This is a genomic window from Erwinia sp. MYb416 (assembly GCF_037479575.1).
Classification (GTDB): domain Bacteria; phylum Pseudomonadota; class Gammaproteobacteria; order Enterobacterales; family Enterobacteriaceae; genus Erwinia; species Erwinia rhapontici.
In genome coordinates, this window is the sequence record NZ_JBBGYT010000442.1 from 184,054 (window position 1) to 207,347 (window position 23,294).

A 23,294-nucleotide genomic window follows, 5' to 3' on the forward strand; every position below is an offset into this window, starting at 1 on the left:
GGTACCCGAAATCTTCTCCCACTGCGTGATTAAAAATCCTCCAAGGAGCGTACAACGTGATTAGCGTTTTCGACATGTTTAAGATCGGCATTGGCCCGTCAAGTTCTCATACGGTTGGCCCAATGAAAGCCGGCAAACAGTTCGTCGACGATCTGGTGAACAATCGCCAGCTCTCTTCGGTGACGCGTATTGCTGTCGATGTCTATGGTTCTCTGTCCCTGACGGGCAAAGGCCACCATACAGATATCGCCATTATTATGGGGCTGTCTGGCGCCTCGCCGGAAAGCGTTGATATCGATGCTATCCCTGCCTTTATCCGTGATGTCGAAGAGCGCCAGCGCCTGCTGCTGGCCAGCGGTGCCCACGAAGTTGATTTCCCACGTGAAGGCGGCATGGTGTTCCGCAGCGATAACCTGTCGCTGCATGAGAATGGCATGACCATTCACGCTTTTGCTGGCGACCTGCGTATCTACAGCAAAACCTACTATTCTGTTGGCGGCGGCTTTATTGTTGACGAAGAGAACTTCGGTAAATCGGTGGTGAATGAAGTCGCCGTTCCATATCCGTTCAACTCGGCAAAAGAGATGCTGGCCCACTGCCAGATGACCGGACTGTCGCTCTCCGGCATGATCATGAAGAACGAACAGGCCGTGCACAGCCGTGCCGATATCGAGCGCTATTTCACCGATATCTGGCAGACGATGCGTGAATGTATCGATCGCGGGTTGAACACTGAAGGCGTGCTGCCAGGCCCACTGCGTGTACCGCGCCGTGCTTCGGCGCTGCGCCGCCTGCTGGTGTCCTCTGATAAAATGTCCAGCGACCCGATGATTGTCATCGACTGGGTCAATATGTTTGCTCTCGCCGTGAATGAAGAGAATGCGGCCGGTGGCCGTGTTGTGACGGCACCGACTAACGGCGCATGCGGCATCGTCCCTGCGGTACTGGCTTACTATGACCACTTTATTGAGCCTGTCACCCCTGAAATCTTTACCCGTTACTTTATGGCCTCTGGCGCCATTGGCATTCTGTATAAAATGAACGCCTCTATCTCCGGCGCGGAAGTCGGTTGCCAGGGTGAAGTGGGCGTTGCCTGCTCCATGGCGGCGGCGGGTCTGGCAGAACTGCTGGGGGCTAGCCCGGAGCAGGTCTGTGTGGCGGCGGAAATCGGCATGGAGCACAATCTGGGGCTGACCTGTGACCCGGTTGCCGGACAGGTGCAGGTGCCGTGCATTGAACGTAATGCGATTGCCTCGGTAAAAGCGATTAACTCCGCCCGTATGGCGATGCGCCGTACCAGCGAAGCGCGCGTCTCACTCGATAAAGTGATCGAGACCATGTACGAGACGGGCAAGGATATGAATGCTAAATACCGCGAGACATCGCGCGGTGGACTGGCGATAAAAGTCCAGTGTGATTGATTCATCAACGCCACCTCCCCGGTGGCGTTTCTTTTTGCGCCATTCAGCAAAAATAGTTTAGCTCCCGGCTATCGCCAACAGTAGGAAATAGCTAAAGTGTTTTGGCGTGTCTTGTGAGAGTAAGTTCCTGTTTTTGAGCCATTCAGCTTTTCTCTTCAACACTACTAAACTTAATGCCTCAGTTGCCGATAATTGGTATTCGGTCTCTATATACGCGTCTTGATCTAAGGGTGGTTACTGATGCAAATGTCCCAGGAAGTATTCGGACAGTTTCGCCGTAAGCGGTTACTCATCGCTGCGGTTGTTGCCGCGTTGGTGCTCATTCTCACATTAACCTTCCGTTTTATGGAAGAGAAAGGCCGAATAGAGCAGCAGTCGCGCACATTTGCCGATAATGCCATCCAGCGTTTTGATCGCATGTTTTCGCCACTGGATGTGGCGGCGAATAACACCATTGGTCTGGTAGGGCTCACCTGTGGTGAAATCCGTTTCCCACTGATTGAGAAACTGGCGTCATTACAGACGGTCAGATCCATTTTACTGGTCGATGAAGACCGGATTTATTGTTCGAGCATTTATGGCAGTTCGGATATTCCATTTACTGATAACTACCCTGAACTGGCGGTGAATAACCAGCGAATGCTGCTGGCGGTGGATGAGCATCTGATTAAGGGGTCTCCGGTATTATTGTTCTGGACACCGCGTTCGCTGGATAACCGTTCAGGTATTATTCAGATCATCAACATTGAGCTGATGACCAACTATCTGTTGGAGCCAACGCTCCCCTGGGTAGAACGCGCCATTTTCAATGTCGGAGGGAAGAGTCTCGAATACGGCAACCCAATGATCGAAACGGCGGTGCCATCGGAAGATGAAGTCAGCTACGAAGAATCGTCGTTACGTTACCCGTTCTCTATTACACTTTTTGGGCCATCCCCTTCCCGTCTGGCATTGATGACGGTACCTTCGCAACTGCCACTGGCGCTGCTGTTAAGTTTACTGATGGGATACATTGTCTGGCTGGCAACCGCCAACCGCATGAGTTTGTCCTGGCAAATCAGCTATGGCATTACCGCACGTGAGTTTATGGTTTACTGTCAGCCGCTGATCAACGCTCGCAGCGGCGCCTGCGACGGTATTGAACTGCTGTTACGCTGGCATAATCCCCGTCAGGGATGGATACCGCCGGATGTGTTTATCCCGCTGGCTGAACGGCAGAATCTGATTGCTCCGCTGACACGTTTTGTTATCAGCGAGGTGGTTCGCCATCTGCCCGATTTGCCTGGCTGTAAGTCGTTCCATATTGCTATCAACGTTGCAGCTAGTCACTTCCACGATCGGGCGATTATTGATGATTTACAGCGTCTGTGGTGGCCGGCAAACCCGAAACCTCAGCTTATTGTTGAGCTGACAGAGCGTGATTCACTGCCGGTTGTCGATCAGCGCGTCGTCTCCCATCTGCATAAGATTGGGGTCAAACTGGCTATTGATGACTTTGGTACGGGGCACAGTTCGCTCTCCTACCTGAAGACACTCAGCCCGGACGTGCTCAAAATCGATAAGGTGTTCACAGCGGCGATTGGAACAGATGCGATTAATGCGACGGTGACCGACATGGTGATCTCGCTGGCGCAACGGCTGAATATCAGCCTGGTAGCCGAAGGGGTGGAAACCGCAGAGCAGGCGGCTTATCTGCGTGAGAAAGGCGTGGATGTGTTGCAGGGTTACTTCTATGCCCGCCCGATGCCATTAGGGGATTTCCCTGACTGGTTGGTGAATCATGAAGAAACACTGGATGCCTGATCGAAAACGGGCAGACCTTTGCAGGTTCTGCCCGTAACAATATTGTTAAGGGGCGCCCGGTGAAGACCTGGCGCCCTTTTTTTATTGTTCGTCTTCGTCGTGCTCATAGCGCTGTTTCGTCACACGAACCAGGTCAATGCGATAATCAGTGGCTTCGATAATCTGAAAGCGCAGTGGCAGTAGCTCAATGACTTCACCAGGCTTAGGTAACTGCCCTTTCTGCTCAATCAACAGACCCGCCAGCGATGCATGATCGTCTTCCGGCCTTACCAGTTCCTGCGTATCCAGCAACTGCTGCAGCGAGTGCAGATCCGTACCGCCTTTCACCAGCCATCCATCACCATCTGCGATAATATCCGGGGTTTCATCTTCGTCCGGGAATTCACCCGCAATCGCTTCCAGCACATCCAGCGGCGTAATCAGCCCCTGCACCACACCGAACTCATTGGTCACGACCACAAAGCTGCCTTTGGCGCGGCGCAGCACGCCCAGCAGATTCAGCGGGTCAAGCGTCTCCGGCACGATAATCGGCGGTGTGCCCGAGGCAAAGCTGGCAACATCAATACCATGATCGAGGGCAACCAGCAGCTCTTTGGCACGCACCACGCCGATGATTTCATCCAGCTCTCCACGACAGACCGGGAATAAGCTGTGCGGCGTGTCCAGAAGCTGGAGGCGAATTTCGTCCATCGGGCGCGTTGCATCCACCCAGGAAATCTCACCGCGTGGCGTCATAATGCTGCGTACAGAGCGTGAAGCCAGCGTCAGTACGCCATTGATCATGTAACGCTCTTCGTCTTTAAACGCTTCCTGCGGCATGATGGCGGCAACTTCGCTGCTCTCACTGCTGTGATTTTCGCTCTGGCGGCGGCCACCCATCAGGCGCTGAATCGCCTCAGCGGTACGCTCACGCATTGGTCGTCTTTCCTGATGGCGCATAAAGTTATGGCGCGCAATCTGGTTGAACAACTCGATCAGGATTGAGAAGCCGATCGCAGCATACAGGTAACCTTTCGGTATATGGAAACCAAAGCCTTCTGCCACCAGGCTGAGACCAATCATCAGCAGGAAGCTCAGACACAGCACCACTACCGTCGGGTGCGCGTTGACGAAGTTTGTCAGCGGCTTAGAGGCCAGCAACATCACCCCCATCGCGATCACCACGGCCGTCATCATAATCGCCAGATTGTTTACCATCCCGACCGCTGTGATCACGGCATCAAGCGAGAACACGGCATCAAGAATAACGATCTGCACTACCACCGCCCAGAAACTGGCATAACCTTTATTCCCGCCGGCGTTCATGTCGCGGTTTTCCAGCCGTTCATGGAGTTCCATCGTGGCTTTGAACAACAGGAAAAGTCCCCCGAGCAGCAGAATAAGGTCGCGTCCGGAGAAGCTGAACTCGCCAATGCTAAACAGCGGGGTGGTTAACGTCACAATCCATGAAATCAGCGACAGCAGTCCCAGACGCATAATCAGCGCCAGCGACAGGCCAATAAGACGCGCTTTATCGCGCTGCTTCGGTGGCAGTTTGTCGGCAAGGATGGCAATAAAGACCAGGTTATCAATACCCAGTACGATCTCAAGAACGATGAGCGTGAAGAGACCTGCCCAGATTGAGGGGTCTAAGAGAAATTCCATGACAGACTCCGGAAAAAGGAACGGCAATACGCAGCAGACGTTCGAATGAGCGTGCAGCAGGGATGACAACAAGAGGAATGTACGGTTACGTCAGGAGACGTTAAAAGCGGTACCGGAAAGCCCGGCGGCATCATTGAGCGACTTCGGTGACAGTCCATAGGGAGGGCTGAGGCCCGTTACTCCTGTATTGAAAAAGGATCCCTACTCTATCAGGTGAAACATGCGCGTCAAAATAATTTCTTACACTACCGCGGCATGCTGCGCATTTCTGGATAATGTTTCATCAACGTTCCAGAAATCGCGATTAACGTCTAAATAGCTGAGCACCGTCACATAATTTATTTTTTCGCGTACTAAAATAATTCCCGTTACTACGCTGTGTGTTTAAAGGCGCTGATACATTCTCACCGCGCTGCACTAAAAGTTGGACCTCAATCATACTGGATGCAACAGGATTCAGGTGAACCTCGCGCGGCTTGCAGACAAAGCCGTTGCCAACTGATACAGGAGGTAGCAAGTGACTATTGCTATTATGATTGGCACGCACGGCTGGGCAGCAGAGCAACTGCTGAAAACCGCCGAAATGCTGTTAGGGGAACAGGAAAATGTCGGCTGGATCGACTTTGTCCCCGGGGAAAATGCCGAAACGCTGATGGAGAAATACCAGGCGCGGCTGGCTGAGATGGACAGTACGCAGGGTGTGCTGTTTCTGGTTGATACATGGGGAGGCAGCCCGTTTAACGCCGCCAGCCGCCTTGTTGTCGATAAACCAGGTTATGACGTTGTCGCCGGGGTCAATATTCCGATGCTGGTCGAAGTGCTGATGGCACGTGACGATAACCCCACGTTCGATGAACTGGTCGCACTGGCCGTTGAAACCGGGCGCGAGGGCGTCAAAGCACTGAAAGCCAAAATTCCTGAAGCGACACCTGCCGCTATAACGAAAGCCCCTGCCGCTCCGCAGGCTCCTCTTCAGCCCGGTGAGCATATGAAAATCGGGCTGGCGCGCATCGATGACCGCCTGATCCACGGGCAAGTTGCTACACGCTGGACCAAAGAAACCAACGTCACACGTATTATTGTCGTCAGTGATGAAGTGGCCGCTGACAACGTCCGTAAAACGCTCCTCACCCAGGTTGCCCCACCCGGTGTCACCGCGCATGTGGTTGATGTCGCTAAGATGATCCGTGTGTGGAATAACCCGAAATACGGCAAAGACAAAGTCATGCTGTTATTCACCAATCCCACCGACGTTGTCCGCCTGGTCGAAGAAGGTGTCACCATCCCCTCAGTGAACATCGGAGGTATGGCATTCCGTCAGGGTAAAACCCAGGTGAACAATGCCGTTTCGGTTGATGCGAAAGATATTGAGGCGTTTAAAAAGCTGAACGATCGCGGTATCGAACTGGAAGTGCGCAAAGTGTCCAGCGATCAGAAACTGAAAATGATGGACCTGATCGGCAAAATAGCTCAGTAGCCCGTGGCCTGATGTTTCAGGTTGAACTCCGTTCTGGCATTAAAGAGGAAAAGTGTAATGGAGATTACCACGCTGCAAATTGTTCTGATTTTTATCGTCGCCTGTATTGCAGGTATGGGATCAATCCTCGATGAATTTCAGTTCCACCGGCCATTAGTGGCCTGTACGTTAATTGGCGCCGTTCTCGGCGATATGAAAACAGGCATTATCATCGGTGGTACGCTGGAGATGATCGCGCTGGGCTGGATGAATATCGGTGCCGCCGTGGCCCCGGATGCCGCACTGGCGTCTATCATCTCGACCATTCTGGTTATTGCGGGTGGGCAGAGCGTGGGTGCTGGTATTGCCCTTGCTATCCCGCTGGCAGCAGCTGGTCAGGTGCTGACCATCATCGTGCGTACCATCACCGTTGCCTTCCAGCATGCGGCCGATAAGGCAGCCGAAAAAGGTAATTTAACCGCTATCTCATGGATCCACGTCTCTGCGCTGGTATTGCAGGCGATGCGTATCGCCATCCCGGCACTGATTGTTGGCGTCTCTGTTGGCACCCACATCGTGCAGGAACTGCTGAACTCGATCCCAGACGTGGTCACTAACGGCCTGAATATTGCCGGTGGCATGATCGTGGTGGTGGGTTATGCGATGGTGATTAACATGATGCGTGCCGGTTATCTGATGCCGTTCTTCTACCTCGGTTTCGTGACCGCGGCATTCACCAGCTTCAACCTGGTTGCGCTGGGCGTGATTGGTGTGGTGATGGCCATCCTGTACATCCAGCTGGCACCGAAATATAACCGTGTTGCTGGTGCGCAGGCCTCAGGCCCGGCGAATAATGACCTTGATAACGAACTCGATTAAGGAAAGGTGAGAGAAATGGTTGATACAACTACCACTACGCAGAAGAAATTAACACCAGGCGACATCCGCGGTGTGTTCTTACGCTCAAACCTGTTCCAGGGTTCGTGGAACTTCGAACGTATGCAGGCGCTGGGATTCTGTTATTCCATGGTGCCGGTGATCCGCCGTCTGTATCCGGAGAACAACGACGACCGTAAACAGGCGATCAAACGCCATCTGGAATTCTTTAATACCCATCCCTACGTTGCCGCACCCGTGCTCGGCGTAACGATGGCGATGGAAGAGCAGCGTGCGAACGGTGCCGCCATCGATGATGCCGCGATTAACGGTATCAAGGTGGGCCTGATGGGGCCGCTGGCCGGCGTGGGTGACCCGATCTTCTGGGGAACCGTGCGCCCGGTATTTGCGGCACTGGGTGCGGGTATCGCCATGAGTGGCAGCCTGCTGGGCCCACTGCTGTTCTTCGTACTGTTTAACCTGGTGCGTTTACTGGTACGTTATTACGGCGTGGCTTATGGCTACCGCAAAGGGGTGGATATCGTCAGTGATATGGGCGGCGGCTTCCTGCAAAAACTGACTGAGGGGGCGTCCATTCTCGGCCTCTTTGTGATGGGGGCGCTGGTCAACAAATGGACCCACGTTAACGTGCCGCTGGTGGTATCGAGGATCACTGACCAGACCGGAAAAACTACGGTCACCACTGTGCAATCCATTCTTGATCAGTTGATGCCGGGCTTAATTCCGCTGCTGTTGACCTTCGGGTGTATGTGGCTGCTGCGTCGCAAAGTCAACGCATTGTGGATTATCATGGGCTTCTTCGTGATTGGTATTTTCGGTTACTGGGTCGGCCTGCTGGGCGTATAACAACGTATCACTCAACTCTACATCATTCGAGTCCCCTCCTGGGGACCTGAAGTATGACGAGTTCATCACATATTCTCTCAGGGGCCAGCACAGTCTGGCCCTTTTTTTGGACGCTGATATGTTTTTGACTGATTACCTGATTATTCTGTTTATTGTTTTGATTTTTCTTTATGGGCTTTACGACGAACTGATCATGGACCGTTTGCAGGGTCCAACGCGGCTGAAAGTCCTGTTGCAACGGCGTAATAAGCTCGACAGCCTGATTTTCATCGTCCTGCTGGGTATTCTCTTATACAAGAATGTGAGTGACCAGGGTCCGCAGATCACCACTCTGTTGCTCATGGCGCTGGGTGCGTTGACGGCGTGGTTATTCTGGATACGCGCACCGAAGCTGCTGCTAAAGCAGCATGGTTTTTTCTACGCTAACGTTTTTATCCCCTGGGGGCGTATCAGCGCCATCAACCTGTCTGAAGATGGCGTGCTGGTGATTGCACTGGAAAACCGTCGTTTACTGATCCATGTGCGTCAGCTCGACGATCTGGAGAAGATTTATCAGGTTATGCTGGAGAGTCGCTAACATCCATCGCGATGACAGAAGCGCTGTCGCGCTGCCACAGACGCAGGGTGAAGTCGGTCTCGCAGGAGAACTGTTCGGTGGTGGCAAGAATTCCCCACACTTCAGGGCGCGCACGCCAGGCGAAAGGCGTCATCTGCAACAAGGCGCCAGACTCTTCGCTGTTCAATGTCATGGGATAGCTTAGCTGCTGCTCTTCGACCAGCGTAAAGCCAGGCATCTCTTCAGGCGTGGTATCGTGCAACTGCACATCCTGGTAAATCAGCGCTTTAAACTGCATCAGATGGCGTGGACCGGGCGTCACTGTCAACACGTAGCCCTGAGGTCTGACTACGCGTGCCAACTCCTCAGCCTTGCAGGGCGCGTAGATGCGCAGCACGGCATCAAACTGATTATCACTGAACGGCAGACGATGGCTGGAAGCCACGCAGAACTCAACGTTGCCATAACGCTTTGCCCCGGCACGAACGGCAATCTTCGCCACATCAAGACCGTAGACTTTCGCCTCCCCCTGCGCTTCCAGGCGGTTGGCCACTTCATGGGTGTAATACCCCTCCCCACAGCCAATATCCAGCACGCTGACAGGCGGCTGTGGCAAAACACGCACCAGTAAATCACAGACCTGTTGTTGCAGCGGCTGGTAGTGCCCGGCATCCAGGAAGTTGCGTCTTGCCTGCATCATGTCAGCGCTGTCACCCGGCTGTTTAGAGCGTTTATGCTGTACCGGCAACAAATTGACGTAGCCCTCTTTCGCCTGATCAAACTGATGATGATTTGAGCAGCTGTAAATACGCTGATTAAACAGCAGCGGTTGCTGGCAGAGAGGACACTGGTACGACATAACAACACTCCATAAACACATGACGCGGCAGTTTACTGCAAACCCCGATGAAAATCCCGCATACAATGACGCAAAAAAGCCCCGTCATTTCTGACGAGGCTTTAGTATTCAGATTTCAGCCTGGATTACACGCAGGGCGGCAATGACAGGCTCAGATCGAAAATTAGATAGCGGTGACGTTCACAGCAGCAGGGCCTTTCTGGCCGTCCTGAATTTCGAACTCAACGTTCTGGCCTTCAGCCAGAGTTTTGAAGCCATTACCCTGGATTGCAGAGAAATGTACGAATACATCTTTGCTGCCGTCAGCAGGAGTGATGAAACCAAAACCTTTAGACTCGTTGAACCACTTAACCTGACCTTTAATCTTTGCCATTTTGCAAATTCCTTAGAGTGTTTATTCGCCCGTGGGCTTTACTTACAGAAAAACCAGAGACATAACTGCATGAGGCACTAAATTAAAGATCGGCAAGGAAGTGGAATTCAACGTCAACGTCTTTACTCAGAACTTCTTTACTGAAGATGCCATACATAAACAGAACTGTACCTCGTTTTACCCGAATGTTTTATCACATATCCGTTAATTAATGGCAAGTCATTTTTAAACAGAGATAGTGATGTCGCACACATTTGAAACGATAGCCGATACAGATTGCACGTACATGCATGACGCTTCATCAACGATGAACACCTCATTCCCCTGCTGACCCCTTTCACTGCCTGCTCAGGCTGAGCGATATTTTAAACCGCAGATGCCATGAAGTCTATGCTGATACTGCGTAAACCTGATATTTTGCGCGAAAATTATTGCATAAATATGGCAAAGCATTGACGAAAGTTATCGTTGATAAACACACAATAACGGGAGTAAGGCCACCTCCACTTGTACAAAAATCCGGCATTAGCGCCAGTGTATATTTGTATTGCACCAAAATCATGAAAGTCGCTAACTCATTGCCCCATTTAAAAGCATTGATCTGACCCCGCGTATTATCACAATCAAATCACTCTATTTGCATTATTAGATCCGGGTTCTTAATTTTCACTGCGATATAAGAAAACAGGGTTAAGGTCAATCCGAATCGATATTATCCAGCAGCATTTTACCTCCGATTATCCACGGCTTAAAACGGGTCAAATCCAGCCCTGCGGACAGCATTGCCTGCTCCAGTACCTGAGGGGGTTCATCCAGTGATTCATCGGCAAGCTCAAATACCCCCCAGTGGATCGGGATCGTCACAGGCTCACCTATTGCCTGATGGAGCGAGACGGCCTGGTCAGGGTCCATATGCTGAGACTGCATGAACCATTTTGGTGCATAAGCACCGACCGGCAAGGCAGCAAGTGTAAACGGCCCTAACCGTCTTGGGATCTCCAGTAACCCCTCCCAATAACCGCTGTCGCCGCTAAACCAGAAATTAAGCGTCTGACTTTTTATGACCCAGCCGCACCACAATGAACGATTTCGGTCCCACAGCGTACGCATACTCCAGTGGCGTGCAGGCACTGCGTGAAAGGTTAACCCGTACGCCTGAGTCTGCTGCCACCAGTCGAGCGGCACGACCTGACGTGCACCGCGATGCTTAAACCACGTTTCCAATCCTAGCGGCACCACAAAGGTGACCTGCGGAAAACGACGTAGAATTTTTTTTATCGTTGGACGATCAAGGTGGTCGTAATGATTGTGGGAGATCAGCACCACATCCAGCCGGGGTAAATCCTCAATCGCCAGCGCAGACGGCGTTTGACGCTGTGGACCATAAAAACTAAGGGGGGAAGCGCGTAATGAGAGCGCAGGATCGATCAGGGTATAATGTCCGGCGGTACGTAGCAGCATGCAGGCATGACCCAGCCACCAGACGGCATCCTGCTCACCGCTAAGATCGGCGGGCTGCCACCATTGCCTGATGAACTGTTCATAGCCTTGCGCCGGGGGCCGGGGTAATCCCTGCTGCTTACGTTCTTGCCGCCAGCGTTTGAGATCGCCGTTCTGGCGCAAATCTGGCTCCAGGTTACGAAACCCCTCCGGGGTATGGTGAGGTTTTTCAGGGTCGTACCAGGGATTCTGCCAGGCCATTGACGGCTCCTTGATGAAATTAACGCTCCGGAATCAGACGGGTAAAATCTTTGTTCTCAGCGGTATCCGTGGTTTTTTCTGCCTGCTCTTTACCCGCAACCGAATCGGTCAGACGGCGCAGCAACACATTTTGTTTTTTCTGCTCTTCCAGCAGCGCTTCCAGCAACTGAATTTGCTGATTTGCCCTGACGCTGGCCCGATTAACAAAAAACCAGACTACCAGCCCAATAATGACCAGGACAGTCACCACACCCATTGATGCGATATCCATCGCACCTGTCGTCATTTCGTTCATACATGCCTCAAAACTGAAAATGGGCTACCGAAGTACGTTAGCGCCGCCGAGATGATTTTACCTGCTCGGGCGTTAATTGATAGCTGCATCACAAAATACTCAACGTACTGCGACAGAAATGTTCCGCGCTTTCAGTATCCTCTTATCGTTTTTAGTACCAGTAACCTGCATGGTGCTATGCTTAGCGCGGGCAGTGAGGACACCGCCTGAACAATAATAAGGGGATACACATGAAATTTTTGCTACGGATCGTTGCACTGCTGGTCATCATCTGGCTGGCAATGCTATTGACAGGCTATGGCGTTCTGACAGGCAGCAACAAAAATGTCGCGGGAATGGGGCTTCAGTGCCAGTATCTGACAGCACGCGGCATGGTGATTGCGCAGTATCTGCATACTGATAGCGGGATCATCGGCGTGACAGACTGTCCTCTGCTGAGGAAGAGCTCGGAAGTGGTCGACAACTGACAGACAATCGGGCCAGCGCACTGCTGGCCCGTTGAGGATTAGAAAGGATAGTCGTGGTAACCCATCTGCTCGGAGATGTTTTTCGCCGCCTGATGCAGCATCGCGACGTATCCTTTTTTATGTTCTTCTGAGAAACGAATAGTCGGGAATGAGATACTCAGACCAGCAATCACCACGCCAAAGCGATCAAAGACTGGTACTGCAATACAACGCAACCCTTCTTCCTGCTCTTCATTATCCTCACCAAAGCCCTGAGAACGCACCTGGTCCAGCGCAGGTAACAGTGCTGCAGCGCTGTCGAGCGTCCTTGACGTGCTGCGAGTAAACTCGACACCCGTCAGAATCTCCTCGACTTCTGCGCGGTCTCGCCAGGCCAGCAGCACTTTACCAATTGCCGTGCTGTGGAGTGGATTACGACGACCAATACGGGAATACATACGCAGGTTGTATAATGAATCCACCTTATGGATGTAAACAATACTGTCTTCTTCCAGGGCCCCAAGGTGGATCGTTTCTTTCGTCTGACGCGAAATATCACGCATCTGTACATCGGCACTGCGGATCAGATCGACATTCTGTAATGCTTTTGCGCCCAGCTCGAACAGTTTAAGGGTCAGCGCATACTTCTCAGACTCCCCTTCCTGTGAGACGTAGCCCAGGGTTTTCATGGTCTGCAGAAAACGGTAAACGGTACTTTTCGACATCATCACCCGCTGCGAAAGCTCGGTGATACCATTTTCACGTTCCTCGCCCAGCGCCTGCAAAATGCCAAACACTTTCATGACCGAAGAGACGGAGTCTGGTTGTTTATCTGAATCGGCACTGATCATGTTTTACCTTTAAGTGTTTTATAAAAAATGGAACGCTATTTCCATTATACGGCCCGCACCCTGAGTGTGCAACGACCTGCGCGTGATGACGGACACATCCGGTGATAGTTTTCAGCCAGTTACAGACTGGAAAAAATCGTAAAAACCATTAGCATGGTGATATTCGCCCCTCTGACTATTTCATCACCATGCCGCCTGAATCACCGACTGACGGTTTACCGTTACCCCAACGCTACGGGGCCATTGTGGCCATTGCGCTCGGCATTACTGTCGCTGTGCTTGATGGTGCCATTGCCAACGTTGCACTGCCGACCATCGCTCGCGAGCTTCATGCCAGCCCGGCACAGTCCATCTGGATTGTGAATGCCTACCAGCTGGCGATTATTGTCTCGTTGCTGTCGCTCTCTTTTCTGGGTGATATGCTGGGTTATCGCCGCGTTTACCAGTGCGGCCTGGTGCTGTTTACCTGCACGTCATTATTCTGCGCCCTCTCAGACTCGCTGAGCATGTTAACCTTCGCCCGCGTGTTGCAAGGGTTCGGCGGCGCAGCGCTGATGAGCGTCAACACCGCACTGATACGTATTATCTATCCCCAGCGCCACCTCGGGCGCGGTATGGGAATTAATTCGCTGATTGTCGCCGTCTCCAGCGCCGCGGGGCCAACGGTGGCCGCTGCGATACTGTCTTTCGCCTCCTGGCAGTGGCTGTTTCTGATCAATATCCCGGTCGGCATTGCCGCACTGTATCTCGCCCTGCGTTTCCTGCCAGACAATCAGCAGAAGTCTCAGGGGCAGCGTTTTGACGTCGCCAGCGGTGTGATGAACGCTCTCACCTTCGGCCTGCTTATCTCGCTGCTGAGTGGGTTCGCCCAGGGGGTGGATGGCAGGCTACTGTTGGCAGAGCTGTTGTTGCTCCTGGTTGTTGGCACCCTGTTTATTCGCCGTCAGCTTAGAATGACATTTCCGCTGCTGCCGGTGGATCTTTTCCGCATCCCGGTCTTTGCATTGTCAATTGGCACATCGGTCTGTTCTTTCTGTGCGCAAATGCTGGCGATGGTTTCACTGCCGTTCTTTTTGCAAAGCGTACTGGGGCGGAGCGAGGTCGCCACGGGGCTGCTGCTGACGCCGTGGCCGCTGGCCACCATGGTGATAGCACCGATTGCTGGCAGGCTGATTGAACGCGTTCACGCCGGGCTATTGGGCGCTATTGGGCTGGCAATGTTTGCCAGCGGGTTATTTGCTCTGGCTTTGTTGCCTGCCAGCCCGACTGACGGCGATATTATCTGGCGCATGATATTGTGCGGTGCCGGATTTGGTCTGTTCCAGTCGCCCAACAACCACACCATTATCTCCTCTGCCCCGCGCCATCGTAGCGGGGGTGCCAGCGGAATGCTGGGTACGGCTAGACTGCTGGGTCAGGCCAGCGGTGCTGCGCTGGTGGCACTGATGTTTAACCTCTTTGCCACCCAGGGAACTCACCTTTCGCTGCTGCTGGCGGGCAGCTTCGCTACCGTCGCCGCGCTGGTCAGCGCTCTGCGCATCACTCAACCACGTAACGTTTGAGCATAAAAAAACCCGCCAGAAGGCGGGTTTTTAATTGAGCAGTGTGGGTGGTTACTTCAGGTACTCACCACTGCGCAGCGCTTCAATACGTTTGTCCAGCGGCGGGTGAGACATAAACAGCTCACTCAGCGACTTAGACTTCCCGTTGATGCAGAACGCCATCATGCTGCTGGCTTCCTGTGGCTCATAACTGGTTTTAAGACGTTGCAGCGCGGCAATCATCTTCTCACGGCCGGCCAGACGTGCAGCCCCCGCGTCCGCATGGAACTCACGGTGACGTGAGAACCACATGGTGATGATGCTGGCAACAATACCAAAGACCAGCTCCAGTACCATTGAAACCACAAAATACACCATCGGGTTACCGTTGCTGCCCCCTTCTTCATCGCGGTTGCCAGACATAAAGCCTGCCGCCAGCTGCGCTAAAATACGCGAGATGAAGATCACAAAGGTGTTCACAATACCCTGAATCAGCGTCATGGTGACCATGTCACCGTTAGCGATATGGCTAATTTCATGTGCCAGCACCGCTTCTGCTTCATCACGGCTCATGTTCTGCAACAGGCCGGTTGATACCGCGACCAGTGAAGCATCACGACGCGCACCCGTTGCAAAAGCATTGATATCGGGCGCATGGTACACAGCCACCTGCGGCATCGCGATGCCTGCCTGCTGTGCCTGGCGGCCTACGGTTTCCATCAGCCAGCGTTCGGTTTCATTACGCGGCTGTTCAATCACTTCACCGCCGACGGAACGTAACGCCATCCATTTCGACATCAGCAGTGAAACAAACGCACCGCCGAAGCCAAACAGACCCGCCATGATCATCAGGCCCATAACACTGCTTGACTGGATCCCTGTCAGGCTGAGGATCAGCCCGAACACCACCATAACCCCAAGGTTGGTTAACAGGAAAAGAGCAATACGCATCATAAAATTTATTCTTCCTCAGTTATTCCGCTATTCGCGTAACACCATCGTAAGGTCAATACTGTGCATTTCAAGCACTCTTAATCTTTAAGTGCTTAAAAAGACATAACTTTACACTTTGTCTTACTTTTTACGCACCACGCCAGGAGGGAATAAAAAAGGCACAGCGAATGCTGTGCCTGTTGGGCTTATTTCGCCGCGGCTGGGGTCGCTGGCGGCTGCTGTTTTTCCAACTGCGCCAGGTCTTCAGCAATCTTCACCGTTTCATCGAGATACGGGTCAGGCTCTTTATAATCTTTCGGCAAATCGTCCAGTTTCACCAGGGCCTTTTTGCCTTCTGCTTTCAGACGTGCATTGATGCGTTCCAGACGCAGCGCATCATCTTCCCGGTTCTCTTTTTCACGCTCGGCCAGATTGAGCGAGATGATATTGCGCTTCTCTTTATTCGCATTGAAACGAGCAATATCTTTGATGATGTACTGGAACTCTGCATCTTTCGCGATGCGATCCTGATGTTGCTGGATCAGTTTCGGTTCCAGCGGCTTGAGGTCACCCATTTTCACGTAGGTCGCGGCTTTAACGCTGTCCCACGGCAAGGCATTGTCCTCAAACTTCTCGCCGGTTTCCACCGCTTCCACGCCGGTCGGCATCAGCAGATCAGGGGTCACCCCTTTCCGTTGTGTGCTGCCGCCGTTGATACGATAGAACTTCTGAATGGTGTACTGTACAGATCCCAACGCTGGCCACTCAGGGCGCAACATCTGATCGTAGATACGGTTCAGTGAGCGATACTGCTGCACGGTGCCTTTACCGAACGTCGGTTCACCGACAATCAGCGCACGGCCATAATCCTGCATTGCAGCGGCAAAGATTTCAGACGCTGAAGCACTGAAGCGGTCAACCAGCACCACCAGCGCACCTTTGTAATAGGTCACACCGTCGTTGTCGCTATCCTGACGAATTTTGCCGTTATTATCACGCACCTGCACAACAGGGCCGCCCGGGATAAACAGACCAGAAAGCGATACCGCTTCCGTCAGAGCCCCACCGCCGTTAGTACGCAGGTCGATAACAATACTGTCAACATTCTGCTTTTGCAGTTTCTGCAACTGCACTTTCACGTCATCGGTCAGACCAACATAGAAGCCGGGGATATCCAGCACGCCGACTTTCTGTTTGCCAACGTTATGCACGGTCATTTTCACCGCGCGATCTTCCAGACGGATTTTTTCACGCGTCAGCGTGACGGTACGGGTTTTGGTTCCTTTACCGGCAGGCAGGATCTCCAGGCGAACTTTGCTGCCTTTTGGCCCTTTAATCTGCGCAACCACATCGTCCAGACGCCAGCCGATCACATCGACCACCGGCTTACCTGGCTGGCCAACACCGACAATGCGATCGCCAACGGTGATCGTTTTGCTCTTGGCTGCAGGGCCACCCGCCACCATGGAATTGATCACGGTGTAGTCATCATCCATTTGCAGCACCGCACCAATACCTTCCAGAGACAGGCTCATTTCGGTATTGAACTGCTCGGTGTTACGTGGAGAGAGGTAGTTGGTATGCGGATCAATTTCGTGCGCAAATGCCGTCATTGCCAGCTGGAAGACGTCCTCGCTATTGCTTTGCGCCAGACGGCGTACCGCGAACTGATAACGTTTAGTCAGAACTTCACGGATCTCTTTCTCATCTTTACCGGCCAGCTTGAGGCTCAGCTCATCATATTTGACCTTCGCGTCCCACAGGGCGTTGAGCTCTGCGGTGCTTTTAGGCCATGGCGCTTTGCTGCGGTCGATATCAATGGTGTCATTGCCGGTGAAAACCATCGGCTTATTCAGCACGGAGAGTGCGTACTGATAACGTTCAAAACGGCGTTTCTGTGTCAGATTGTAGAGATCATAAAACGCCGAAAGCTGGCCGGTTTTTAACTCGTCGCCCAGCGTCGTTTTCTTGTCCGCATATTGCGTAATATCCGACTCCAGCAACACATTGTGGCTGTAGTCGAGCAAGTTCAGATAGCGCTCAAAGATTTTAACGGAAAAATCTTTGTCGAGATCGAACTGGCGATAATGGGAACGGGTGAAACGGGAGGTCACACGCTCACTGACAGTGGCATGCTGTGCTTCCTGATGTAACTGCGGGATTTGATCGGCGCGCGAGATATTGTCAGCCGCAAAAACATTGCCTGCGATAAACAGGCCCGCAATGATGGTGCTTTTAAAAAGAGTGTTCATGCCCTGATTAGCCTCCGTATCAGAACTGCAAGTGTTCTGCGCGTACTATCATTGCCAGGCCGGAAGCTAACTGCACCCGAACGCCATCTTTTGAAATTTCCAAAATAGTGGCATCCATTGCACTTTTACCTGCGGTAACTTTAATGCTCTGGCCAACTTGCAACGCTGATGTGTCGGTAACCGGTTTGCGTGGCTCCGGCTGAGTTTCTACACGAGGTGCGGAAGAGCCTGATTCGACCTGAGGACGAGCGGGTTTGCTGCGCACTTTACGTGGCTGCTCACCTTCTGCCGCAGGTTTACGAACAGGTTTGCGCGGACGACGCGGTGTGGTTTCTTCACCCGCTTCACGCTTTTTCGCCTGCTGCTGTTCGCGTTGTGCCTGCACACGCGCTTTGGCTTCTTCAAGCTGTTTACGCGCATGTTCAACATGCTGTTCGTCCAGTTGGCCACAGGCATTACCATCAAGGTCAACACGCGCTGCGCCAGCTTTGATGCCATAAAGATAGCGCCAGCTGGAAGTGTAAAGACGCAGTGCTGAACGAAGCTGAGTTTTGCTCAAGTTCATTTCGCCCTGCACGCGGTCGACTAAATCCTGAAAGATGCCGATTTTAAGTGGTCGAGCTTCCCCTTCTGCGCTAAAGCATTGTGGAAAACGCTCTGCCAGAAAGGCGATGACTTCTTTGGTGCTATTCAACTTAGGTTGATTTTCCATGAAATTTCCTGATTACAACGGGTTTGCCAATCAGCGCGGGCATGAACAGGCGTCATTATAATGACACCATCAGCAATTGCTACGTGATCCAGCGCTTTAGGTGCGTTTCATGTGAATAAATTTTTCCACATCCGATCCGGCAAGCACCTCACAAAGCCCGTCCGTCAACGCTTTTAGCCCCGCTTCATCCTCACTGTCAAAGCGGTTATATTCCACACTATCAATGTCCAAAACACCAATAACACTGCCATTAACCACCAGCGGCAACACAATTTCTGCATTACTGGCGGCATCACAAGCGATATGTCCGGGGAATGCGTGCACGTCATCAACGCGCTGAACGGTATTCTCTGCCACGGCCGTTCCACAGACACCACGCCCCACAGGAATACGCACACAGGCGATTTTCCCCTGGAATGGCCCCAGAACCAGCGTTTTTTCTTCCGTTAACAAATAAAAACCTGCCCAGTTAACCCCATCAAGACGTTCGTATAAAAGCGCGCTACAATTGCCCATCACCGCCAGAAAGCTGGTTTCGCCACTGAGTAAGGCACGCATATCACGATTGAGGTCGGTATAAAATTCTGCTTTTGTCATTGTTTAACCATTGTAGAAACGAAGACGACACCGTCAGGCTGCATCGCCCGAAAAATTAAGCATTAAAAAACCAGCGGATCAGATGAATCATTCTGTTAGTTACTATAACCTTAGAATTATCCGAATACTGAAGCATGGCTATACTGAGTCTTGCTCTCATGGCGTTAATCAGCCTAACCCTGCCCTGCACCTGCGCTGTTTGGGCTAAAGCACGATCGGGAATATGAAAATACACGCCATCAGTCATGCTCTGCCACAGGCACGTTATCAGCGATGTCCCCAATGTGATACCCTTTTTTCCTTACCAGATGTGAAATCACGCCAGTCAGCACACTGCCCGCGTTGCAATGCGCTTATCCTTAATGGACGTGACTGGTCAATGACGCGTCTGGCGGCCATGGCCGTCACCATGATGTTGCTGATGCCGTTCGCATTTAATGAATCGTTAATGTCGGTGCGTCTGCTGGGAACCAATATTTATGCCAGCCTGCTGGGCGGCATCATGCAGATGGCGCAACAGGGCGATGTGATCACCGCTGCGATGGTGGCGTTTTGTACCATTGGTGCACCGGTGACGCTGGTCGCCTCCATTGCTTATCTCTATTTTGGTGAAAAACTGGGCATGAACCTGCGCCCGGTGCTCCTGATGCTCGACCGCTTAAAAGAGTGGGTGATGCTGGATATTTATCTGGTGGGTGTCGCCATTGCCTCCATCAAGGTTCAGGACTATGCGGCGATTACGCCCGGCATTGGGCTGATTGCTTTCATTATATTGACGCTACTGAGCCTGCTGACGTTAATTCACCTGAATGTTGAACAGCTGTGGCATCGTTTTTATCCGCAGCCAAACCCCAATGTCCCCCTCGTACAATTGCAGGTTTGTCTGAGCTGCCACCACACCGGGGTCGCCGATGATCGTGGACGTTGCACACGCTGCCACACTCCACTGCGTTTTCGCCGCCACTTCAGCCTGCAAAAATCCTGGGCATCACTGATTGCCTCCATCGTGTTGCTGATCCCGGCAAACCTGCTGCCGATCTCAATCATCTATTTGAACGGCGCGCGTCAGGAAGACACGATTCTTTCCGGGATACTTTCGCTGGCCTCCGGTAATATTCCGGTGGCCGCCGTGGTGTTTATTGCCAGTATCCTGGTGCCCTTCACTAAGGTCATCGTGTTACTGACGCTGTTAATCAGCATTCACTTTAATTGCGAACAGGGGCTGAAAACCCGCATACGCCTGTTGCGCGTGGTGAAATGGGTTGGCCGCTGGTCAATGCTCGATCTCTTCGTTATTTCGTTAACCATGTCGCTGGTCAATCGCGACCAGCTTCTGGCTTTTACAATGGGACCCGCTGCGTTCTACTTTGGATCGGCGGTCATACTTACTATCCTTGCCGTTGAGTGGCTGGATAGCCGTTTACTTTGGGATGCTCATGCAACAGGAAACGCCGACTACACCGACTAGCGCACGCATCAAAAATCGGCGCAAAATATCGCCGTTCTGGTTGCTGCCCTTTATTGCGCTGCTGATTGCCGGCTGGCTGATCTGGACCAATTACCAGGAGCGCGGCACCACGGTCACCATCGATTTCGCTACCGCCGACGGTATTGTGCCCGGCCGCACGCCAGTGCGTTACCAGGGGGTGGAAGTCGGTCTGGTGCAGGGCATCAGCATGACTGACGATCTGCGCACCATTAAGATCAAGGCCAGTATTAAAAGCGATATGAAGGATGCGCTGCGTGAAGATACGCAGTTCTGGCTGGTCACGCCCAAAGCCTCACTGGCCGGTGTTTCCGGCCTGGATGCGCTGGTTGGCGGGAACTACATCGGGATGATGCCCGGTAAAGGCGAACCGCGCGAGAACTTTGTTGCGCTGGATACTCAGCCGAAATACCGCGTCAATACGGGTGAAATGATGATCCACTTGCATGCCCCGGATCTCGGTGCATTGAACAGCGGATCGCTGGTCTATTTCCGCAAAATCCCGGTCGGACGCGTCTACGACTATAGCCTGAATTCGGGCAACAAGGGCGTGACCATCGACGTACTGATTGAACGGCGTTTCACTAATCTGGTGAAAAAAGAGAGCCGCTTCTGGAATGTTTCAGGCGTGAAAGCTGATGTCGGCCTCAGCGGTGCAAAAGTGCAGCTGGAAAGCCTGGCCGCGCTGGTCAATGGCGCTATTGCTTTCGATTCACCAGAAACATCGGAGGCCGCGAAATCCGACGACACCTATGCCCTCTACCCTGACCTGGCGCAAAGCCAGCGCGGCGTGATGATTTCGCTCGATCTGCCAGATGGTAAGAATTTGAAAGAAGGCAGTACTCCGCTGATGTATCAGGGACTGGAGGTCGGCACGCTGACAAAAATGACGCTGCTGGACAGCGGCAAAGTCAGCGGTGAACTGACCCTCGACCCGTCCGTGACCAGCCTGATGCGCACGGGAACCCGCATTGAAATGCGTAGCCCGAAAATTAGCCTGAGCGATACCAGCCTCAGCAGCCTGCTGACAGGCAATACGCTTGAGCTGATCCCGGGTGACGGTGAGCCACAAAATCATTATACGGTCTTGCCAAGCAATGAATCGCTGTTACAGCAACCCAACGCGCTTGAGCTGACGCTCAATGCCCCGGAAAGCTACGGCATTGATGCCGGGCAGCCGCTGATGCTGCACGGAATGCGCATTGGACAGGTGATCAAGCGTACCCTGAATGAAAAAGGCGTAACCTTTAATGTTGCCGTGGCGGCCGAGTACCGCCATCTGGTGCATGGTGACAGCAAATTTATCATTAACAGCCGCCTGGATGTGAAGCTCGGCATAGACGGAATGGAAGTGCTGGGCGCCAGCGCCCGCGAGTGGGTCGACGGGGGCATTCGCCTCGATCCGGGTAACAAAGGCGCGGTGAAAACCCGTTATCCGCTGTATGCCAACAGCGAGAAAGCGGAGGAAGGCATTCTCGGTGACACTCTGCCCACCACCCTCACCCTGACCGCCAGCAGTCTGCCCGACATCCAGGCAGGTTCTGTGGTGCTTTACCGTAAGTTCCAGGTCGGTGAGATTGTCAGCGTGAACCCGCGCTCCGATGCTTTCGACGTCAACGTACATATCAAGCCGGAGTACCGACGCCTGCTGACGCAAAGCAGTGTCTTCTGGGCCGAAGGCGGTGCACGCGTGCAGTTGAACGGTAGCGGCCTGACCGTGCAGGCCTCGCCGCTGAATCGTGCACTGAAGGGCGCCATCAGCTTTGATAATTTATCCGGTGCGGGCGTCGGTTTAACCCGTCAGGATAAACGCGTTCTGTATGATTCAGAAACCACAGCCCGCGCCGTGGGCAGCCAGATCACCCTGCGGACTTATGATGCCAGTAAGCTGTCAGCGGGTATGCCGATTCGTTATCTCGGCATCACCATTGGGCAGTTAGAATCACTGGCACTGGGGGCCGATAATAATCAGGTGATCGCCAAAGCGGTGCTCTACCCTGAATACGTGCAGGATTTCGCCCGTCTTGGCACCCGCTTCTCCGTGGTATCGCCGCAGATTTCGGCTGCCGGCGTTAACCACCTGGAAACCCTGCTTCAGCCTTATATCAACGTAGACCCGGGCAAAGGCCGTGCTCAGCGCACCTTTGAGCTCCAGGAGTCCACCATCACCGATGCGCGTTATCTTGACGGACTGAATGTGGTGATGGACGCACCGGAAGGCGGTTCACTGTCGGTCGGTACGCCAGTGCTGTTCCGCGGCGTGGAAGTCGGTACGGTGACAGGGACATCACTGGGAGCAATGGCCGACCGCGTACAGATTACGCTGCGCATCAGTAAGAAATATCAACACCTCGTGCGTAATAACTCGGTGTTCTGGCTGGCATCGGGCTACAACCTGAAATTTGGGCTGATCGGTGGGGTGGTGAAAACCGGAACCTTCCAGCAGTTCATTCAGGGTGGTATCGCCTTCGCCACACCACCAACCGTGCCGCTGGCTCCGCAAGCCTCTTCCGGTAAACACTTCCTGCTGGAGGAAGAGGAACCGAAAGAGTGGCGCAAATGGGGTACCGCACTGCCACAGTAGTGGTGTAAACAGGGCAAAACACCGCGGGGCCTTATGTCGCA

Annotated in this window: 20 protein-coding genes and 1 pseudogene; 10 read left to right on the forward strand and 11 right to left on the reverse strand. The window is 52.9% G+C overall.

Translation table 11 applies throughout. The features are described from left to right. Positions 1 to 56 precede the first annotated feature (56 nt). Together WH277_RS27055 and WH277_RS27060 are read left to right on the forward strand one after the other, a co-directional pair. A complete protein-coding gene (locus WH277_RS27055; protein ID WP_133841831.1) occupies positions 57 to 1,421 on the forward strand; it encodes an L-serine ammonia-lyase in 1,365 nt (454 codons plus the stop codon). A 240-nt stretch (positions 1,422 to 1,661) separates the two neighbouring features. Continuing rightward, the gene (locus tag WH277_RS27060) at positions 1,662 to 3,224 is read left to right on the forward strand and encodes an EAL domain-containing protein (RefSeq protein ID WP_133841830.1); all 1,563 of its coding nucleotides are present in this window, start codon (positions 1,662 to 1,664) and stop codon (positions 3,222 to 3,224) included. A gap of 81 nt (positions 3,225 to 3,305) precedes the next feature. Here the strand turns inward: WH277_RS27060 and WH277_RS27065 are convergent, their stop codons facing one another. Then, entirely contained in the window at positions 3,306 to 4,868 is a 1,563-nt protein-coding gene (locus tag WH277_RS27065; RefSeq protein ID WP_339507396.1) for a TerC family protein, read from the reverse strand. 517 nt (positions 4,869 to 5,385) lie between these two features. Here WH277_RS27065 and manX point away from each other — a divergent pair. The 4 genes from manX to WH277_RS27085 all read left to right on the forward strand — a co-directional run bounded on the left by manX (position 5,386) and on the right by WH277_RS27085 (position 8,644). Next, a complete protein-coding gene (gene manX / locus WH277_RS27070; protein ID WP_133841828.1) occupies positions 5,386 to 6,345 on the forward strand; it encodes a PTS mannose transporter subunit IIAB in 960 nt (319 codons plus the stop codon). Positions 6,346 to 6,402: 57 nt separating this feature from the next. Beyond that, positions 6,403 to 7,203, forward strand: a complete 801-nt coding sequence (locus tag WH277_RS27075) for a PTS mannose/fructose/sorbose transporter subunit IIC (RefSeq protein WP_133841827.1) — start codon at positions 6,403 to 6,405, stop codon at positions 7,201 to 7,203. 15 nt (positions 7,204 to 7,218) lie between these two features. After that, positions 7,219 to 8,067 carry a PTS mannose transporter subunit IID gene (locus tag WH277_RS27080; RefSeq protein WP_133841826.1) on the forward strand — a complete coding sequence of 283 codons (849 nt, stop codon included), beginning with the start codon at positions 7,219 to 7,221 and terminating at the stop codon, positions 8,065 to 8,067. Positions 8,068 to 8,185: 118 nt separating this feature from the next. Next, entirely contained in the window at positions 8,186 to 8,644 is a 459-nt protein-coding gene (locus WH277_RS27085) for a DUF986 family protein (protein WP_133841825.1), read from the forward strand. Here WH277_RS27085 and rlmA read toward each other — a convergent pair. The 5 genes and pseudogenes from rlmA to WH277_RS27110 all read right to left on the reverse strand — a co-directional run bounded on the left by rlmA (position 8,625) and on the right by WH277_RS27110 (position 11,851). Continuing rightward, complete coding sequence (gene rlmA / locus WH277_RS27090) at positions 8,625 to 9,482, reverse strand: 23S rRNA (guanine(745)-N(1))-methyltransferase (RefSeq protein WP_159336536.1); 858 nt, start codon at positions 9,480 to 9,482, stop codon at positions 8,625 to 8,627. The two genes, WH277_RS27085 and rlmA, sit on opposite strands and share 20 nt — an antisense overlap. Before the next feature lie 163 nt (positions 9,483 to 9,645). After that, complete coding sequence (cspE, locus tag WH277_RS27095; protein WP_001062678.1) at positions 9,646 to 9,855, reverse strand: transcription antiterminator/RNA stability regulator CspE; 210 nt, start codon at positions 9,853 to 9,855, stop codon at positions 9,646 to 9,648. Between the two features lie 88 nt (positions 9,856 to 9,943). Beyond that, positions 9,944 to 10,012: pseudogene (locus WH277_RS27100) on the reverse strand (DUF2627 domain-containing protein); the annotation flags it as partial. Between the two features lie 539 nt (positions 10,013 to 10,551). After that, positions 10,552 to 11,556, reverse strand: a complete 1,005-nt coding sequence (locus WH277_RS27105; RefSeq protein ID WP_133841823.1) for an MBL fold metallo-hydrolase — start codon at positions 11,554 to 11,556, stop codon at positions 10,552 to 10,554. A 19-nt stretch (positions 11,557 to 11,575) separates the two neighbouring features. Further along, a complete protein-coding gene (locus tag WH277_RS27110; RefSeq protein WP_133841822.1) occupies positions 11,576 to 11,851 on the reverse strand; it encodes a YebO family protein in 276 nt (91 codons plus the stop codon). Between the two features lie 230 nt (positions 11,852 to 12,081). On the opposite strand from WH277_RS27110, the gene WH277_RS27115 reads away from it, so the two are divergent. Then, complete coding sequence (locus WH277_RS27115; RefSeq protein WP_133841821.1) at positions 12,082 to 12,318, forward strand: YobH family protein; 237 nt, start codon at positions 12,082 to 12,084, stop codon at positions 12,316 to 12,318. A gap of 38 nt (positions 12,319 to 12,356) precedes the next feature. Here the strand turns inward: WH277_RS27115 and kdgR are convergent, their stop codons facing one another. After that, positions 12,357 to 13,148, reverse strand: a complete 792-nt coding sequence (kdgR, locus tag WH277_RS27120; protein ID WP_133841820.1) for a DNA-binding transcriptional regulator KdgR — start codon at positions 13,146 to 13,148, stop codon at positions 12,357 to 12,359. A 188-nt stretch (positions 13,149 to 13,336) separates the two neighbouring features. Here kdgR and WH277_RS27125 point away from each other — a divergent pair, with 188 nt between their 5' ends. Next, positions 13,337 to 14,710, forward strand: coding sequence for an MFS transporter (locus WH277_RS27125; RefSeq protein WP_339507397.1), 1,374 nt, complete (start codon positions 13,337 to 13,339; stop codon positions 14,708 to 14,710). A gap of 51 nt (positions 14,711 to 14,761) precedes the next feature. Here the strand turns inward: WH277_RS27125 and htpX are convergent, their stop codons facing one another. From htpX to WH277_RS27145, 4 genes are all read right to left on the reverse strand, one after another. Continuing rightward, on the reverse strand, positions 14,762 to 15,643 hold the full coding sequence (gene htpX / locus WH277_RS27130) for a protease HtpX (protein WP_133841818.1): 882 nt from the start codon (positions 15,641 to 15,643) through the stop codon (positions 14,762 to 14,764). A gap of 185 nt (positions 15,644 to 15,828) precedes the next feature. Beyond that, on the reverse strand, positions 15,829 to 17,874 hold the full coding sequence (gene prc, locus WH277_RS27135; RefSeq protein ID WP_167863786.1) for a carboxy terminal-processing peptidase: 2,046 nt from the start codon (positions 17,872 to 17,874) through the stop codon (positions 15,829 to 15,831). Positions 17,875 to 17,893: 19 nt separating this feature from the next. Continuing rightward, entirely contained in the window at positions 17,894 to 18,586 is a 693-nt protein-coding gene (gene proQ / locus WH277_RS27140) for an RNA chaperone ProQ (RefSeq protein ID WP_133841816.1), read from the reverse strand. A 96-nt stretch (positions 18,587 to 18,682) separates the two neighbouring features. Beyond that, the gene (locus WH277_RS27145) at positions 18,683 to 19,183 is read right to left on the reverse strand and encodes a GAF domain-containing protein (RefSeq protein ID WP_133841815.1); all 501 of its coding nucleotides are present in this window, start codon (positions 19,181 to 19,183) and stop codon (positions 18,683 to 18,685) included. Positions 19,184 to 19,406: 223 nt separating this feature from the next. On the opposite strand from WH277_RS27145, the gene yebS reads away from it, so the two are divergent. Together yebS and WH277_RS27155 are read left to right on the forward strand one after the other, a co-directional pair. Beyond that, positions 19,407 to 20,651: a membrane integrity lipid transport subunit YebS gene (gene yebS / locus WH277_RS27150; protein ID WP_133841814.1), complete on the forward strand. Its 1,245-nt coding sequence runs from the start codon at positions 19,407 to 19,409 to the stop codon at positions 20,649 to 20,651. After that, a complete protein-coding gene (locus tag WH277_RS27155) occupies positions 20,620 to 23,253 on the forward strand; it encodes a PqiB family protein (protein ID WP_339507398.1) in 2,634 nt (877 codons plus the stop codon). Before yebS ends, WH277_RS27155 begins: the two co-directional genes overlap by 32 nt. The last annotated feature ends 41 nt before the right edge of the window (positions 23,254 to 23,294 follow it).

What these genes read in the sequence shown, in the direction of transcription:
- WH277_RS27060 (WP_133841830.1), top strand. Translation starts at nt 1,662, where the DNA reads ATGCAAATGTCCCAGGAAGTATTCGGACAGTTTCGCCGTAAGCGGTTA.
- WH277_RS27065 (WP_339507396.1), bottom strand. Translation starts at nt 4,868, where the DNA reads ATGGAATTTCTCTTAGACCCCTCAATCTGGGCAGGTCTCTTCACGCTC.
- WH277_RS27075 (WP_133841827.1), top strand. Translation starts at nt 6,403, where the DNA reads ATGGAGATTACCACGCTGCAAATTGTTCTGATTTTTATCGTCGCCTGT.
- WH277_RS27080 (WP_133841826.1), top strand. Translation starts at nt 7,219, where the DNA reads ATGGTTGATACAACTACCACTACGCAGAAGAAATTAACACCAGGCGAC.
- WH277_RS27085 (WP_133841825.1), top strand. Translation starts at nt 8,186, where the DNA reads ATGTTTTTGACTGATTACCTGATTATTCTGTTTATTGTTTTGATTTTT.
- rlmA (WP_159336536.1), bottom strand. Translation starts at nt 9,482, where the DNA reads ATGTCGTACCAGTGTCCTCTCTGCCAGCAACCGCTGCTGTTTAATCAG.
- cspE (WP_001062678.1), bottom strand. Translation starts at nt 9,855, where the DNA reads ATGGCAAAGATTAAAGGTCAGGTTAAGTGGTTCAACGAGTCTAAAGGT.
- WH277_RS27105 (WP_133841823.1), bottom strand. Translation starts at nt 11,556, where the DNA reads ATGGCCTGGCAGAATCCCTGGTACGACCCTGAAAAACCTCACCATACC.
- WH277_RS27110 (WP_133841822.1), bottom strand. Translation starts at nt 11,851, where the DNA reads ATGAACGAAATGACGACAGGTGCGATGGATATCGCATCAATGGGTGTG.
- WH277_RS27115 (WP_133841821.1), top strand. Translation starts at nt 12,082, where the DNA reads ATGAAATTTTTGCTACGGATCGTTGCACTGCTGGTCATCATCTGGCTG.
- kdgR (WP_133841820.1), bottom strand. Translation starts at nt 13,148, where the DNA reads ATGATCAGTGCCGATTCAGATAAACAACCAGACTCCGTCTCTTCGGTC.
- WH277_RS27125 (WP_339507397.1), top strand. Translation starts at nt 13,337, where the DNA reads ATGCCGCCTGAATCACCGACTGACGGTTTACCGTTACCCCAACGCTAC.
- htpX (WP_133841818.1), bottom strand. Translation starts at nt 15,643, where the DNA reads ATGATGCGTATTGCTCTTTTCCTGTTAACCAACCTTGGGGTTATGGTG.
- prc (WP_167863786.1), bottom strand. Translation starts at nt 17,874, where the DNA reads ATGAACACTCTTTTTAAAAGCACCATCATTGCGGGCCTGTTTATCGCA.
- proQ (WP_133841816.1), bottom strand. Translation starts at nt 18,586, where the DNA reads ATGGAAAATCAACCTAAGTTGAATAGCACCAAAGAAGTCATCGCCTTT.
- WH277_RS27145 (WP_133841815.1), bottom strand. Translation starts at nt 19,183, where the DNA reads ATGACAAAAGCAGAATTTTATACCGACCTCAATCGTGATATGCGTGCC.
- yebS (WP_133841814.1), top strand. Translation starts at nt 19,407, where the DNA reads ATGAAAATACACGCCATCAGTCATGCTCTGCCACAGGCACGTTATCAG.
- WH277_RS27155 (WP_339507398.1), top strand. Translation starts at nt 20,620, where the DNA reads ATGCAACAGGAAACGCCGACTACACCGACTAGCGCACGCATCAAAAAT.